This window comes from Candidatus Pelagibacter sp. PS_17 (assembly GCF_059417945.1).
In genome coordinates this window covers 1215266-1230233 of the sequence record NZ_CM182073.1, presented here as the reverse complement: position 1 = coordinate 1230233, position 14968 = coordinate 1215266, and the positions used below count along the sequence as shown (strand labels likewise).

General features: G+C 31.7%; 14 protein-coding genes. 11 read left to right on the top strand and 3 right to left on the bottom strand.

Annotated elements, in window-relative coordinates; all coding sequences use genetic code 11:
* Nucleotides 1–3: 3 nt before the first annotated feature.
* Nucleotides 4–1746 carry a nitrilase-related carbon-nitrogen hydrolase gene (locus tag AC5SML_RS06500; RefSeq protein ID WP_494617104.1) on the bottom strand — a complete coding sequence of 581 codons (1743 nt, stop codon included), beginning with the start codon at nucleotides 1744–1746 and terminating at the stop codon, nucleotides 4–6.
* A 143-nt stretch (nucleotides 1747–1889) separates the two neighbouring features.
* On the opposite strand from AC5SML_RS06500, the gene AC5SML_RS06495 reads away from it, so the two are divergent.
* The 7 genes from AC5SML_RS06495 to AC5SML_RS06465 all read left to right on the top strand — a co-directional run bounded on the left by AC5SML_RS06495 (nucleotide 1890) and on the right by AC5SML_RS06465 (nucleotide 8286).
* Entirely contained in the window at nucleotides 1890–3128 is a 1239-nt protein-coding gene (locus AC5SML_RS06495; protein WP_494617103.1) for an urea ABC transporter substrate-binding protein, read from the top strand.
* Nucleotides 3129–3197: 69 nt separating this feature from the next.
* Nucleotides 3198–4067, top strand: a complete 870-nt coding sequence (locus AC5SML_RS06490) for an ABC transporter permease subunit (RefSeq protein ID WP_494617101.1) — start codon at nucleotides 3198–3200, stop codon at nucleotides 4065–4067.
* 2 nt (nucleotides 4068–4069) lie between these two features.
* Complete coding sequence (locus AC5SML_RS06485; protein WP_494617100.1) at nucleotides 4070–5071, top strand: ABC transporter permease subunit; 1002 nt, start codon at nucleotides 4070–4072, stop codon at nucleotides 5069–5071.
* Entirely contained in the window at nucleotides 5056–5754 is a 699-nt protein-coding gene (locus AC5SML_RS06480) for an ATP-binding cassette domain-containing protein (protein ID WP_494617099.1), read from the top strand. Before AC5SML_RS06485 ends, AC5SML_RS06480 begins: the two co-directional genes overlap by 16 nt.
* Entirely contained in the window at nucleotides 5754–6482 is a 729-nt protein-coding gene (locus AC5SML_RS06475) for an ABC transporter ATP-binding protein (protein WP_494617098.1), read from the top strand. Before AC5SML_RS06480 ends, AC5SML_RS06475 begins: the two co-directional genes overlap by 1 nt.
* A gap of 15 nt (nucleotides 6483–6497) precedes the next feature.
* Nucleotides 6498–7484, top strand: a complete 987-nt coding sequence (locus AC5SML_RS06470; RefSeq protein WP_494617097.1) for an acetamidase/formamidase family protein — start codon at nucleotides 6498–6500, stop codon at nucleotides 7482–7484.
* Nucleotides 7485–7503: 19 nt separating this feature from the next.
* A complete protein-coding gene (locus tag AC5SML_RS06465) occupies nucleotides 7504–8286 on the top strand; it encodes a hypothetical protein (RefSeq protein WP_494617095.1) in 783 nt (260 codons plus the stop codon).
* Between the two features lie 9 nt (nucleotides 8287–8295).
* On the opposite strand, the gene AC5SML_RS06460 is transcribed toward AC5SML_RS06465, so the two are convergent.
* Nucleotides 8296–8769: a hypothetical protein gene (locus AC5SML_RS06460; RefSeq protein WP_494617093.1), complete on the bottom strand. Its 474-nt coding sequence runs from the start codon at nucleotides 8767–8769 to the stop codon at nucleotides 8296–8298.
* A 142-nt stretch (nucleotides 8770–8911) separates the two neighbouring features.
* On the opposite strand from AC5SML_RS06460, the gene AC5SML_RS06455 reads away from it, so the two are divergent.
* Both AC5SML_RS06455 and AC5SML_RS06450 read left to right on the top strand, forming a co-directional pair.
* Nucleotides 8912–9865, top strand: a complete 954-nt coding sequence (locus AC5SML_RS06455) for a 2-hydroxyacid dehydrogenase (protein ID WP_494617091.1) — start codon at nucleotides 8912–8914, stop codon at nucleotides 9863–9865.
* A 20-nt stretch (nucleotides 9866–9885) separates the two neighbouring features.
* Nucleotides 9886–11103, top strand: a complete 1218-nt coding sequence (locus tag AC5SML_RS06450; protein WP_494617090.1) for an MFS transporter — start codon at nucleotides 9886–9888, stop codon at nucleotides 11101–11103.
* Between the two features lie 2 nt (nucleotides 11104–11105).
* Here AC5SML_RS06450 and AC5SML_RS06445 read toward each other — a convergent pair whose 3' ends face one another.
* Nucleotides 11106–12188 (bottom strand): GAF domain-containing protein, encoded by a 1083-nt coding sequence (locus tag AC5SML_RS06445; RefSeq protein WP_494617088.1) that lies wholly within the window; start codon nucleotides 12186–12188, stop codon nucleotides 11106–11108.
* A gap of 160 nt (nucleotides 12189–12348) precedes the next feature.
* Here AC5SML_RS06445 and AC5SML_RS06440 point away from each other — a divergent pair, with 160 nt between their 5' ends.
* Nucleotides 12349–13410: an NAD(P)-dependent alcohol dehydrogenase gene (locus AC5SML_RS06440; RefSeq protein WP_011281587.1), complete on the top strand. Its 1062-nt coding sequence runs from the start codon at nucleotides 12349–12351 to the stop codon at nucleotides 13408–13410.
* A gap of 21 nt (nucleotides 13411–13431) precedes the next feature.
* The gene (locus tag AC5SML_RS06435) at nucleotides 13432–14967 is read left to right on the top strand and encodes a type 2 periplasmic-binding domain-containing protein (RefSeq protein ID WP_011281586.1); all 1536 of its coding nucleotides are present in this window, start codon (nucleotides 13432–13434) and stop codon (nucleotides 14965–14967) included.
* The last annotated feature ends 1 nt before the right edge of the window (nucleotide 14968 follow it).

The following is a 14968-nucleotide window of genomic DNA, read 5'->3' as shown; positions in this document are numbered from 1 at the left end:
TATTTATTTATTTTTTTGATGGTGTTCTACTAATGGAATGTAATGGTGTGGTTGTCTCATTTTCATCATGAATTTATCTCTTACAACATTAGTAGGATAATTTGTGTCCAAGTTAGATGTATCTATTTTTAAATGAGTTATATCTTCATCTTTGTGAATTAAACTTTCTTCTCTTGGAAATTTAAAAGGATCTGGTCCAAAAATTCCACTTTTACCAAGATAAGTATTTTTTTTGTCAAAAATATTTGCATACAAGAAATATATGTTATTTTCACCACCTCTTATTCTAAAATGATTCCAGTGATTTGGGTCAGCCCCCATAGGAATAGGATAGTTTTGTCTAATATTACTTCCCTCGTGGCCATGAGTGAAAGTTCCCTTTTGTGCGGATGCGCATAAAACTAAATCACATCCATATAACCCCAAGCAACGTGCAGACTCAGGAAAAATAGCATCATACCCAATCATTAAACCAATCCTTCCAATTTTGGTGTCATAATACTTCCATTCATTACCTTCAGTAGCCCACTTCTTATCTTCATTGTTTAAATGAATTTTTCTATAAACACCTATAATTCCCTCAGGGCCAAATAGTATTGAAGAGTTATAAGATTCTTTTTTTTCTTTTTCAGCAAACCCACAACAAATATATAAATTATTTTTATTTGCATAATTTGCTAATTGTACGATTTCAGGGCTTTTTTTACTAATAGCAGATTTATTTTTATTTAAGTGACCAGTCAAAGCTAATTCAGGAAAAACCACTAATTCACTTAAATTATTTTTAGCTATTTGCAAATGTTTAAAAATTTCTTTCAAATTTTGGTTTATATTATTTGTTGTATTCATTTGTACGATAGAAACCACCGACTCCTTTCCTTTAGGCAAAGGATCCATTCCATACAGTCCAAAAAAATCTAGCGGATTCCATAAATAAGGATTTGTAGGTAAATTTAAATACATTTCAGGCCTTCTATCATCAAATATTTTTTCATTTAAAACTTGTCTTTTTCTAGACCACGAAATATCAATGTTTGCATAAGCTAATCCATCACCCTTATCAATTACAGAAGCTATGGACCCGTCAGGATTAATTACACAGCTTCCACCACTAAATTGTACAGTTCTTTCTAATCCCCATCGGTTTCCCTCTATTAAGTAACAGCTATTTTCGAAAGCTCTACTAATCCAATATGGGCCAGGCGTTCTTTCTCCAAGCCAGTTACTTATATGAATTATAATGTCAGCTTTTTGTAGGGCAACCAGTCTAGCAGTCTCGATAAAATGTATATCCATGCAAATCAAAATACCTATTTTTCCAATTTCTGTATCAAAGACTAAATGATCTTGTCCAGGAGCTGACCATTTAGGTTCAGCTATGTAAGAGTGACTTTTACGATGCTTACCAATTATACCCTTAGGTCCAATAAGTACTGCTGTATTATAATATAGTTGAGTTTCTTTATCTACTTCGGGTAAACCAATAACAATAAAACAGTTAAATTTTTTTGCTATCTCATAAAATTTTTCTGTAGTAGGCCCTGGTATTTGTTCGACCAATGAACTAATTTCTTTTCTGTTCAGGAAGCAATATCCAGTTGTCCCCATTTCTGGTGTCACAATAAGTTTTGCCCCATTTTTTGCTGCTTCCTCACAAAGGTTTATTAGAGAACTAACATTGTAATCTTTTTTAAATTGAGAAGGTTCGTATTGAACTGCTGCAACTTTATAATTTTTTTTTAACATTCATTTTATTTAACCACATTGATAAGAAAATTTATTGTAAAAAATGAAATTATTTTCATGTATTATTTTCATATAATATTTTCTCTATTTTTTGATAATTCATTTTGTTTTAATCTTTAAAAATAATAACTAAGGGGTAATATATGAAAAAAACAATTGCACTTCTAGTATCTGGTTTTTTATTGTTCTTCAGTACTGTATGGTCTGCTGAAACAATTAAGCTTGGTATTTTAGAAGATGAAACAGGAAACTTTGCTATAGCAGTGGTTCCAAAAATACATGCCTATGAATTAGCAGTAAAAGAAATTAATGCTAATGGTGGCGTTTTAGGTAAGCAACTTGAAATAGTAAGATACGATACTCAGTCAGACAATAGAAGATTTCAAGAGTTTGCTAAAAGACTGATCAAGAAGGATAAAGTTGATGTTGTATTTGGAGCATTTTCTAGTGCATCTAGAGAGTCAATAAGAGGCATTATGGAAAAAAATAAAATGCTTTATTTTTACAACAACCAATATGAAGGTGGTGTTTGTAGTAAAACTACCTTTATGACTGGAGCAGTTCCTGAACAACAATTCAGTACTTTGGTACCTTGGATGATGGAGAAGTATGGAAAAAATGTTTACACAATAGCGGCTGACTATAACTTTGGTCAAATTTCAGCTGAATGGGTTAGACAGATAGTTAAGGATGCTGGTGGAACAATGGTAGGTGAAGAATTTATACCTCTAGATGTTTCTCAATATAGTCAAACAATCCAAAAAATCCAAAAAGCAAAACCAGATGTTTTGATGACTCTTTTAGTTGGAGCTAAACAAGCTTCATTTTATGAACAACAAGCTTCAGCTGGTTTGGGGATTCCAATGGCTACTTCAATCAATGTAGGACAAGCGTATGAGCATAGAAGATTTGCTCCTCCAGCGTTAGAGAACATGTACGTAACTGTAAATTACATTCAAGAAGTTCATGAAGTAATTAAATCAGGAGAGTTTCATGATAAAAGTAAAGACTATGTGGAACGATTCAGAGCACTATATCCAAATGAACCATATATCAATATGGAATCAGCCAACGCATATAATGCAATAAATATGTATGCCAAAGCAGTGGAGAAAGCAGGTACTACTGATACGATGAAAGTAGTTGCAGCTTTAGAGAGTGGCATTTCTCACGATGGTCCTTCAGGTGTTGTGACTATGGATCCAAAAAGTCACCATGGAAGTCATACGATTTTCTTAGTGAGAGTTGGAAAAGGTCATGAAGTAACAATACCTAAAATTTGGAAGGATATTAAACCATACTGGTTAGGAGATAATGGATGTGATTTAGCAAATAAAGCTGATTACTCTCAGTATACTCCATCAAATCCACCAAAAAACTAACATATAAAATTAAACTTAGCGGTAATATTATTACCGCTAAGTTTTAAATTCAAATAATTATAAAATTCTATGGTTTTTCTTTTTAATATTTTTTACCAGTTTGGAGACTCTTTAGCATTTTTGCTTTTAGCAGCTATCGGATTGGCTGTAATTTTTGGAATGATGAAAATTATTAATCTTGCACATGGAGAATTCATCACAGTTGGAGCATATGGCACGGTCGTTTCTGGAAAAGTTTTTAATTTACCTTTACCTATTGCAATGGCGTTTGGAGTTATAGTTACTATAATTTTTGGTTTAATATTAGAAAAATTTGTAATTCGATATTTATATGGAAGACCGTTAGATTCAGTTGTTGCCACGTGGGGAATAAGCTTAATTGTTTCACAATCTTTTTTAGTTATTTTTGGACCTTCTTATGAAGGACTACAGACTCCTATGGGTAATTTTCAGTTAGGAGAATTTTCTTATTCAGAATACAGAATCTTTCTAATCTTCTTTGCATTATTTATTTTGTTTCTTTTATATTATTTGTTTATGAGGACAAGTTTTGGCACACTAGCAAGGGCTACAATTGAAAACCCTTCAATATCATCATCAATGGGTGTAGATGTTAAAAATGTTTACTCAACAACTTTTGCAATTGGTGCTGGTTTAGCTGGTCTAACAGGTGCATTGTATGCTCCAACAATGACTATTGTGCCAAGTATAGGACAAGCCTTTATTGTAAGTGCATTTATTACAGTTGTTACAGCCGGTGCAAGCCCTTTTGTAGGATTAGTTCCAGCTGCTGCATTTCTAGGAACAGTTCAGACATCAGTTACATTTTTTTATAAATCAACAATTGGGTTAATAGCAATATTGTGTGCTGTAATATTAATCATAAGATATCTGCCAAATGGTTTTAGTGGTCTAATACTTAAAACAAAATCTAAATAAAAATGAAAGTTAATTATAAAAAAAATAAATTACAAATTATAACTTTTTTAATCTTGGGAACATTGCCATTATTTATTGATAGTTATTATCTTGATAATTTTTCTTATTTTATGTGTTGGACTTTTATTTCATTAGGTCTTGCCGTAATCTGGGGAATGGGAGGTATTTTAAGTTTTGGTCAAACAGCTTTTTTTGGTTTAGCAGGATATGGGTTTTCAGTAATAAGTATAAATTTTTTGGGAGTTGCTGGTGTTAGTTTGTGGTCAATTATTTTAGCCTTAATGCTCACAGGAGTTTTTGGTTTGATTGTTGGATATTTTTTGTTCTATGGTGGAATTTATGACGTATTTATTGGAATAGTAACTCTAGCAATAACTTTGGTTCTTGAAACTTTTATGCAACAAACAGCAGGTCCAGAATACACTATTGGTGCTGCAAGATTAAATGGTTTTAACGGTATGCAAGGCATGCCAATAATAGGTTTTGAAAATATTCCTTTTGGTTTAGTTGAGGGAGTGACTCAGTATTACTTCATTTTAATATTATCAATATTAGTTTTAATTTCTTTATATAAGTTCAAAAGTTCTAAAATGGGATTGATATTTCTTGCTTCAAAAGAAGACAGAGATAGAGTTTCAAGTCTTGGACATAATGTTCAAAAAATACAATTAATTGGGTTTACAATCGCGTCTGTATTGGCGGGGATTAGTGGTATTCTTTATACTAATTGGGGAAGCTATATAACTCCTGACTCAATGGGTTTAGTTTCAGCAGCGTTGCCAGTTGTTTACGTTGCTGCAAGCGGGAAAAAAGATTTCTTTTCAGTTTTTATAGGTTGCATATTTTTTGTGTGGCTTTCTCAAACTTTAGCAATAAATGGTAAGCAATTTGCAATAATAGTAATGGGCTTAATCTTAGTAATTGCTACGAGGTTTTTTCCCGATGGAATTATTCTAATGTTAAAAAATAAATTAATAGAAAAAGTTAAATGGCTTCAATCTTAGAAACTAAATCAGTAACTAAAAAGTTTGGTGGCTTTACTGCTGTAGATGATGTTTCTTTGACAGTAGATCCAGGAGAAATAAGATTTATCATTGGCCCTAATGGAGCTGGAAAAAGTACATTCTTTAAACTAGTTATTGGTTTTCACTCTCCAAATGCTGGAACTATTTTGTATAAAGGTAAAAATATTGAAAAGTTAAAACTTCATGAAAGAATAAATTTAGGAATGGGAGTTAAATTTCAAGCCCCATCTATTTTTTCAGAATTGACTGTTCTTCAAAACTTGTCATTAGCAAACAACAGAGAGGACTCTCTTAAAATAAATGATTTATTAAATGATTTTTCTCTTGAAAAAGAAAAAAATAATTTAGCTGGCGATTTATCTCATGGCAAAAAACAATGGCTTGATATAGCGCTATCGACTATTTCTAAACCTGATTTAGTTTTTTTAGATGAACCAACAGCTGGCTTATCTGTTGATGAAACAAGATTAACTGGAGAAATTGTTAAAAATCTAAACAAACAGGGTATTACTTTTGTAGTCGTGGGTCATGATATGGATTTTGTAAAACAGACAGCCTCAAAGGTTTCATTACTACACTTAGGAAAAATGTTCATAGAAGGAAGTGTTGATCAAGTTCTTTCAGACAAAGGGGTAAATGATATTTATTTAGGATTAAGCTAATGACAAAAAACTCAATATTAAAAATCGAAAATGTGTCATCTGGGTATGGCTCTACTGTAATTGTTAACAATCTCTCTTTTGAAGTTGATCAGGGTCAAATTCTTTCTATTACTGGAAGTAATGGAATGGGCAAAACAACTTTGATGAAGACCATAATGGGACTTATAGATGTAAGAGAGGGAAAAATTACCTTTAAAAATAAAGACATAACAAACTCAAGCCCAGATTACCGGTCAAAATCAGGAATAGGGTATGTACCCCAAGGACGTGAAATCTTTAGCACCTTAACAGTTGAGCAAAATATAATGCTTCCAATTTATACTAGAAAAAAACTTTCATTTAGTATTCAAGATAAATTAGAAGAAATTTATTCTTTGTTTCCAATTTTAAAAGAAAAAAGATATGCAGACGGATCATCATTAAGTGGAGGACAGCAACAGCAACTTGCAATAGCTAGAGCCTTAATTTTTGATCCAGAAATAATTATTTTAGATGAACCGGCAGAAGGAATTCAGCCTTCAATCGTAAAATTTATTGGAAATATTTTGTCAAATTTATCAAAAAATTCAAAAAAAACATTTATTGTTGTTGAACAAAATATTTCATTAATTAGTCAGCTAAATTCTGACTGCATTCTATTAGAAAAAGGAATTTTAATAAAAAAGTTAAAGTCTTCAGAAATAAATACTGTTGAAAAGGCAAGAGATTTGTTAAGTTTACATAACTAATAAAAAGGAGGAAATATGAGTTGGTTAAAAAATTCTATAATGATGACAAAAGGTGTGGGTAGAGACAGTAAAGGTAAAATTCATAACCTCACTGAAGAAGTGCAGGGAAAATATCAATATACAATGGGACCGTATTCAGATCCAGTAATGAACATTAAACCAGGTGATACGGTAGTTGTTGAAACTAGAGATGCATTTGAGGGAAAAATTCAAAAAGAAACAGATAAGCCTTCTGAAAAACTAGTAATGCCATTTTTAAATCCTCAAAATGGTCCCATAATGATAGAAGGTGCAGAAAAGGGAGATGCTATAGCTGTATATATTGATAAGATGGTACCAAGAGGAAGTAATCCTTTAGGAACTTGCTGTATGATAGAGGAGTTTGGAGCCTTAACGGGAACAAGTTATACTGCAACATTAAACGATCCATTACCTGAGAAAGTAAGAAAAATAAATTTAGATGAAAAAAATGTTTATTGGTCAGATAGAATAACCTTGCCATATAAGCCACACATTGGAACTTTGAGTTGCTCTCCGGAGATAGATTCTATCAATTCGTTAACACCAGATAATCATGGAGGAAATATGGATCTTCCAGATATGGGACCTGGAAGTATAACTTATTTACCTGTCAGAAGCCCTGGAGCTAGATTATTTATAGGAGATGCACATGCATGCCAAGGTGATGGTGAGGTATGTGGAGTTGCTGTTGAATATCCGACCACAACAACAATAAGAGTAGATCTTATAAAAAATTATACGATTGATTGGCCAAGGCTAGAAACGGAAGATATGTTAATGGCCATAGGAAGTACAAGACCCTTAGAAGACGCAACTAGAATAGCCTATAGAGAGCTAGTTAGGTGGCTTGCTAAAGACTATAATTTTGACACTTGGGATATTTATATGATTTTGAGTCAAGTTGGCAAGGTTAGATTGGGAAATTTTGTAGATCCCAAATATACGGTTGCAGCAGGTATGGAAAAAAAATATCTAAAGTAAATTTTAAATTTATTTAGGAATGTATTCTAAAAAAATTTTTAAGCAGATAAATACTTTTTCAAGCTCTTTAGCTTTTGCTAGAAAAAAAAATATTTTAATTAAACCTTTACCAATTAATATTTTAAAGAATATTAATTTAGTAAAACAAATTAAAAATTTTGCTGAAGCAAAACTTGAATGGCATCCAATAGGTTTTAAAATTGGAGCAACAAATAAGGATATAATGAAGGTTTTAAAGACTAAAGAACCTTTTTATTCATTTGTCTTTAAAGAGCAAACCTTCAAGAACAAAGAAAAACTTAAATTACCTCATAATACTTTAGGTATTGAATTAGAAGTTGCTTACAAAATAAGTAAAAAAATATTTAACATCAAAATTAATAAAAAAAAACAATTAAAAAAATACATCAATGGTATTACACCAGCTATCGAGTTGGTTGGTTATAGACAAAAATTAAAAAAAATTCATTTTGTTGGACAGGCAGTAGTTGATTTTGGTTTAAATATTTCACTTATAAAATCCAAAATATATAAGATAAAGAATATTTTGGATTTTCATTCAAAAACCAAAATAACAAATCTTAATAATAAAAAAGTTTATTTGGGGCATACAAAAAATGTTTTGGGAAATCCAATAAATGCATTATTTTGGCTAATTAAGGAATTACAAAAAAGTGGGATTTCTTTAAATGACGATTTTTGGGTTACGACAGGGTCAACCACATCTATAGTTCCTGTTAAAAAAAAAGAAAAATTTATTGGTGAAATTTTACCAATTGGAAAAGTTCAAGTTAGTTTTTAGAAAAAAAGTCTATTTAAGTAATTGTTTAATAGCACTAGAATAGTTGGATATATGTTTAATATTCCAATGTATATATGAAGATAAAAGTAGTGGAGAAGGTCCAATTAATTTTTTTTTACTATCTGTTACCGAGTTATTACTTATATGAATAATATATTTTTTAGTTAAAGCTTCATTAACAATATGTAAAATAGTTTTATTAGAATATTCATTTAAATTTTTTATTATTTGTTCTTTATAAGCAAATGAATTTTTCCCATATAAACTCATGATCTGTAGAAGAACATGGTATCTTTTCATAGTTTTTAAAAACCATTTTAAGCAACTTTCTCCACCAAAATCCTCTAATCTCTTCGTCATAAGTTTATTAATATTACAAAGTAAAAGGTTAAATTTTTGAGGAGAATTTATTTTTAAATTTGAATTAACTCTATTAGTGCTATCTATTATTTCAAATATTTTTTTATAGTCATCGATTGGCATCTTATTACCATACTAAATTGTTTAAAAAAATATAGAGATATATTGCTACAATTTTGATTATTTAATTGGGAAAATGTTAAAAAAAGTAATGCTAATAAAAAACTTGATGGATATATTAAGATTATTAAGTTAATAATTTTTTATGAAAAAAATTATAATTACACGAAGATTGTTAAAAGAATCTGAGGAAAAAGCTTCAAAAACATTTGATGCAAAGCTTAATGGTAATGATGAGCTATATTCTCAGTCAAAACTTATTGAATTAAGTGAAGGTCATGATGCAATATTAACTTCTTTAACTGATAAAATGGATGAAGAGACCATAAACAAACTTCCAGACAGTATTAAGGTAATTTCTAATTTTGCAGTTGGATTTGGGAACATTGATTTAGAAGCAGCAAAAAAAAGAGGAATAGCTGTGACTAATACACCAGAAGTTTTATCTGATGCCACAGCTGAGATTGGAATTTTATTAATTCTTGGAGCATGTAGAAGAGTTCCAGAGGGCATTCAGGCTGCAAAAGAAAGTAGCTGGAAATGGTCTGCAGATTATTTGATAGGAAAGCAGTTAACTGGTACGAGGCTTGGAATTTTAGGAATGGGGAGAATAGGTCAAAAGATTGCAAAAATTGCAAAATCTTTAGGAATGATTATTCACTATCACAACAGATCAAAATTAAGTGACGAAAAAGAACAAGGTGCCATTTATCATGATAGCATTAAAAGTCTTTTTGGAGTTTCAGATGTATTGTCAATTTGTTGCCCCGCAACAAAAGAAACTGAAAATTTAATTAATAAAGAAACATTAGAATATTTTCCAACAGGTGCGGTTATAACAAATGTAGCTCGTGGAGACATTGTTGAAGATGAAGCTTTAATAGATGCATTAAATAGAAGAAAAATCTATGCAGCAGGACTTGATGTTTATAAAGGTGAACCAAATTTAAATCCAGGCTATCTGAAGATTAAAAGTGTTTTTATTTTGCCTCACCTTGGGAGTGCCACTAAGCACACAAGAATTGCCATGGCCAATTTAGCTATAGACAATATTGATGAGTTTTTCAAAACTGGAAATTGCAAAAATAAAGTAAATTAATTTCTTTATAATTTCTAATTGTGAATAAAGTTATTTTATCAAAACAAAAAGCGATAACCATATTTTTAGTATTTGCGCTTGGTTATTATATCTCTAATTTACTAAGAGCAATCACTGCAACAATTTCACCTAATCTTATATCAGAATTTAATTTGTCAGCTGGTGACTTAGGACTTTTGGGAGGTGGATATTTTTTAGGTTTTGCTGCTGTTCAAATTCCATTAGGCTATTTATTGGATAATAAAGGACCAAAAAAAATAGTATCATATTTTTTACTTATAGCCGTATTGGGCATGATCTCATTTTCTTTATCAGAAAATTTTATTACTCTTTTATTATCAAGGATTTTAATTGGAATAGGTGTGGGTGCTTGTTTGATGGGACCATTAACCGCTTATAGAATTTGGTATCAAGACGAAACACAGCAAAGAGCAAACTCATGGATGTTAATGGTGGGAGCAATTGGAATGCTCTCTTCTAGTTTGCCTGTACAATTTTTTTTACCGATAATTGGATGGAGAATGGTATTTATCACTTTAGCTCTATTAACCATATTTTGTATTATTTTAATTATTTTTTTTATACCGAATTGGAATAAAGCAAATATTCAAAGTAACTCAAATGATAATGGTTCTTTAAAAGAAATTTGGAACAATAGTTTTTTTAAAAGCTTAGTTCCAATGGGATTTTTTAATTATGGTGGATTGTTTGCTATTCAGACACTTTGGGCAGGACCATGGATGATTAAAGTCTCAGGATATACACCTGAACAAAGTGCAAATGGTCTTTTCTTAATTTATTTTTCTCTCTTAATATCATTCCTATCTTGGGGTTATTTAGTTCCTAAAATTTCAAAAAATGTTTCAGATGCGATAAGATTATTGAAGTTTGGTGCACCGTTAAATTTAATTGTTCTAGCTTTTATAATTTATCTTGGACCTAAAGCAGGAGCATATCACTGGGCTTTTTTTGCTGTAAGTTCTGTTTTTTTATCCTTAACCCAACCAGCAGTAGGTATGGCTTTTTCACTTTCAAATGCAGGAAAAGCACTGACATCATTTAATCTGCTTCTTTTTATTGGAGCATTTGCGCTTCAATGGATCATTGGTGTTATTATTGATCTCACAATGAACTTAGGCTATTCAGAAATTTCAGGCTTTAGATTTGCTATGATATTTTTTTTATTAACTTCTTTCTTTTCCTACCTATTTTTCTTAATAAGAAATTATAAAAATTAATTTTATTTTAGATGTTTGTAAATTGTGGTTCTTGATACACCAAGTTTTCTAGAAGCTGCACTAATATTTCCAGTTTCTATAAATGCAGATTTAATTAAAACACATCTTTCTTCCTTAAACTTAGAACCTTTACAGTTATTGCACGCATAAGTTTTTATTCCTGTTTCTTTGGATATTTTTTTCTTAAAATTTTGACTTTTTATTATAAAGACATACGAACCTAAATGATCAGAAATTTTTAGGATTTTATTTTGTAAAAGTTCATTTGCTATTGAAGAAAATGAAGTTGTAAAAATATTATTAAAATTCTCATTCTTTAATGGTGCTAGTCCATGTAGCATTATTCGTGCGTTTGAATTAGAACCAACAACAAATCCATCACCATTAATTGCAAGCAAACCAACACTATTAGTACTAAGATATTCTTGGCGTGGATGGAAAGATAAAATTAATTCATCTTTAAATTGATTTATAAATAATTTTGTTTCAATGCTTTTTGTAGCAAGCTTAACTAGCGCCAGTGTGTGCTGCTCTCTTGAATGCACATCAGTAGAAGCATCTATTATACCTATTGTTTTACCTTCATGATTTAGTATTGGACTTGCAAAGCAAGATAATTTTCCATGTGACTCAAAAAAATGCTCTTTACCTGAAACTATGGAGTCTTTATTGAGAGTTACAACCTGTCCTAATCCATTAGTACCTCCAATTTCTTCTCTCCAAATTGAACCAGGTATTACAATTTTTCCAACATCAGTTTTAAGACAGGTTTTATCGTAAATAGTATCCATAACTGAGCCAGTGCTGTCAGAATATGCTACCATAAAGTTTGTTCCAGCTATTTGTGAATATAGAAGTTCAAGCTCAGGGTTTATCAGTCTTCTAATATATTCATTTTTTTCTTTAAGCTCATCAAGCTCTTTAGAAGAAAGAATCGTTCTCTTTGGTTTTTTAAGCGGATCCAATCCTGTTGAAATACATCTCTTCCAGCTATCAGCTATATCTTTATCAATCAAAGAAGATAAAAAACCTCTTTTCTTAGTGAGGTTAGAGAATTCTTTTTCAACAGATGTTAAATTTGGCATTTCTTATTTTAGGACATAATTAAAAATGAACAACCAACCAGAAGTTGTATTTTGTTAACTTTTTGAACACTTTTTTGTGCAGTTGACTCTTAGTTGACCTGAATATTGGATAGGGTTTGTTATTAAAAAAATTAACAAACAAAAAAAATAGAGAGTAATTATGAAAGCACAAGTTCTACATAAATATAATCCAAAAATGGATGAAAAAGTTTGGGTGACTGAGCAAGAAATGCCAGATCCAAAATTAGAAAAATCGTCAGATGTTATTGTTAAAATTGGTGCTGCAGGAGTTTGTAGAACTGATTTACACATTATCGAAGGTGTATGGGAACATATTCAAGATCCTAAAGGAGATTTATTACCCATGGTTATGGGTCATGAAAATGCAGGTTGGGTTGAAGAAGTGGGCAAGGATGTCGTTGGATTTAAAAAGGGTGATCCAGTAATTTTGCACCCAATCATTTCTGGAACAGATGGAACTTGTTTAAGCTGTCGTAGAGGCTTAGATCAGCATGCCGAAGAAGGTGCCTTTCCAGGACTAAACATTAAAGAAGGTGGATATGCTGAACTGCTTAAAACTAGTGTTCGTAACTTAATTAAACTACCAACAATATTAGCGCCAAAAGATGTTGCACCATTTTCTGATGCAGGGCTTACCGCTTATAGAGTTGTTAAAAAAGCTACTAGACATTTATTACCAGGTCAGACTTGCGTAATTATTGGAGCTGGTGGACTGGGTCATATAGCAATTCAATGTTTGAAAGCAATGTGTGCTGCAAATATTATTATTGTTGAAAAATCTGCTGAAGCATTAAAACATGCGATGTCACTTGGTGGTGATGAAGGAGTTTTGATTGATGGCAATGAAGTTGAAAGAGTTTTAGAACTTACCAAAGGTAAAGGTGGTGAAGCTGTAATCGATTTTGTTGGTGAAAAAGGATCCACTGCAATGGGTATCAAAATGACAGCAGGAAGTGGATACTATTATATCGTTGGCTATGGTGAAGAAATCAGAGTTCTAGCTGTCGATGTAATTATTTCAGAAAAAACAATTGTTGGAAATTTAGTGGGAACGTGGTCTGAGTTATATGAGCTGATGGAGTTAGCTAACAAAGGGTTAGTTACGCTTTCTATGCAAGAATATAAATTAGGCGATGCTAATAAAGCACTTCATGATCTTAACGAGGGTAAAGTTAAGGGAAGAGCTGTTTTAGTTCCATAATAATAAAAAAAGGAGAGAGTAATGAAAATAATAAAAACTTGCTTAAGTGCTATGATATCAGGAATTCTGATATTTAGTCCAGCTTATGCAGATAAGTGGAGTGATCAATTTCCACATATCAAAGCGACAGGAGATATTCCAGGTGATTGTTCTTATGAAGAAATTTCTAAGAAAAATTATAAAGGAAAAACTCTTAAAATAAATACGCACGCAGTTCCAGTAATCGGACAGCCTACAGCTCTTCATGCTGAACAGTTTGCAAAACTAACCGGCGCAACAGTTGATGTAACACATACACCTGCAGGTGATTTGTATGCAAAAGCTATGGTTCCTTTTAAAGCTGGTCAAGCCCCATACGATATCGTATTTGGTTTTTCTAACTTTATAAATGACTGGAGACAGTATTTAGCACCAGTTCCAAAAAAATACATGAACACAAAAGAGATGAAAGACGTTACAAAATCTCATGTGGGTGTTTCTTCTTGGGATGGAACTATGTACCAATATCCAGTTGATGGAGACAGACATTATCTAAAATACAGAAAAGACGTAATAGATAATCCTGAAATGCAAAAAAAATACAAAGCAGACACTGGTAAAGAGTTAAAAGTTCCTACAACTTGGAAAGAATATGGCGAAATGGCCAAATACTTTAATGGTTGGGATTGGGATGGAGATGGAGAAAAAGAATACGGTTCAGCTGAAGTTATGAAAAAAGACGACTTAATGTTCGCAGCTTTTTTCAGTAGATCAGTAGCGTATGCTAAAAATCCTAGAACTCCAGGTGGTTTCTTTTTTGATTTAGAAACTATGAAACCAAATGTTAACAATCCAGGGTTTGTTGAAGCTTTAACTGACTGGGTAGAAGCTACTAAGTATGTTCCTCCAGGAGGAATTAACTTTGGACTAGGTGATGAAATTGGATCATTTGGTGGTGGACAAACTCTATTTAGTTTTTCATGGGATGATGCTTTTATTGCAGCAATGCAAGATGATAGTCCTATTAAAAATAAAGTAGGTACAGCTCCTCTTCCAGGCGCAGACAAAGTTTGGAACAGAGTTACTGGCAAATGGGAGAACCAATACAACCAAGCACCGTACATTGTATGGGGTTGGGCAGTAGGTGTTGCTAAGAAAAGTAAAGTTCAAGAGATGGCGTTTGATTATCTTTGTTTCTTTTCTAATGGAGCAAACCACCAAGCTGACTTAGCTATTGGTAACTTTGGTGTTAATCCATTTAAAAACTCTGATTTCGATCCAAATCTTTACATAGATACAATGGGTTGGGATAAAGAGATTGCAGAATCTTACACTAAAACACTTAAAGACATGGAAAAAAGTAAGAATAGAGTTTTCCCTTTAAGAGTTCGTGGTGTATTTGAGTTCACTAGTGCAGTTGCAACTGGAACTTCTAAGGCTTTAGCTGGTCAGCTATCTCCTCAAGAAGCTTTGGATGAAGTTGCTAAAGAGTGGGAAGCAATTGTCAAAAGAGTTGGTAAATCAGCAGTACAAGAGGATTATGCTGTTGGTGTCAAAATGGAAGACAATAAGTTATAAA

Coding starts and splice junctions, on each gene's coding strand:
- AC5SML_RS06500 (WP_494617104.1), bottom strand. CDS start 1,746: ATGTTAAAAAAAAATTATAAAGTTGCAGCAGTTCAATACGAACCTTCT.
- AC5SML_RS06495 (WP_494617103.1), top strand. CDS start 1,890: ATGAAAAAAACAATTGCACTTCTAGTATCTGGTTTTTTATTGTTCTTC.
- AC5SML_RS06490 (WP_494617101.1), top strand. CDS start 3,198: ATGGTTTTTCTTTTTAATATTTTTTACCAGTTTGGAGACTCTTTAGCA.
- AC5SML_RS06485 (WP_494617100.1), top strand. CDS start 4,070: ATGAAAGTTAATTATAAAAAAAATAAATTACAAATTATAACTTTTTTA.
- AC5SML_RS06480 (WP_494617099.1), top strand. CDS start 5,056: ATGGCTTCAATCTTAGAAACTAAATCAGTAACTAAAAAGTTTGGTGGC.
- AC5SML_RS06475 (WP_494617098.1), top strand. CDS start 5,754: ATGACAAAAAACTCAATATTAAAAATCGAAAATGTGTCATCTGGGTAT.
- AC5SML_RS06470 (WP_494617097.1), top strand. CDS start 6,498: ATGAGTTGGTTAAAAAATTCTATAATGATGACAAAAGGTGTGGGTAGA.
- AC5SML_RS06465 (WP_494617095.1), top strand. CDS start 7,504: ATGTATTCTAAAAAAATTTTTAAGCAGATAAATACTTTTTCAAGCTCT.
- AC5SML_RS06460 (WP_494617093.1), bottom strand. CDS start 8,769: ATGCCAATCGATGACTATAAAAAAATATTTGAAATAATAGATAGCACT.
- AC5SML_RS06455 (WP_494617091.1), top strand. CDS start 8,912: ATGAAAAAAATTATAATTACACGAAGATTGTTAAAAGAATCTGAGGAA.
- AC5SML_RS06445 (WP_494617088.1), bottom strand. CDS start 12,188: ATGCCAAATTTAACATCTGTTGAAAAAGAATTCTCTAACCTCACTAAG.
- AC5SML_RS06440 (WP_011281587.1), top strand. CDS start 12,349: ATGAAAGCACAAGTTCTACATAAATATAATCCAAAAATGGATGAAAAA.
- AC5SML_RS06435 (WP_011281586.1), top strand. CDS start 13,432: ATGAAAATAATAAAAACTTGCTTAAGTGCTATGATATCAGGAATTCTG.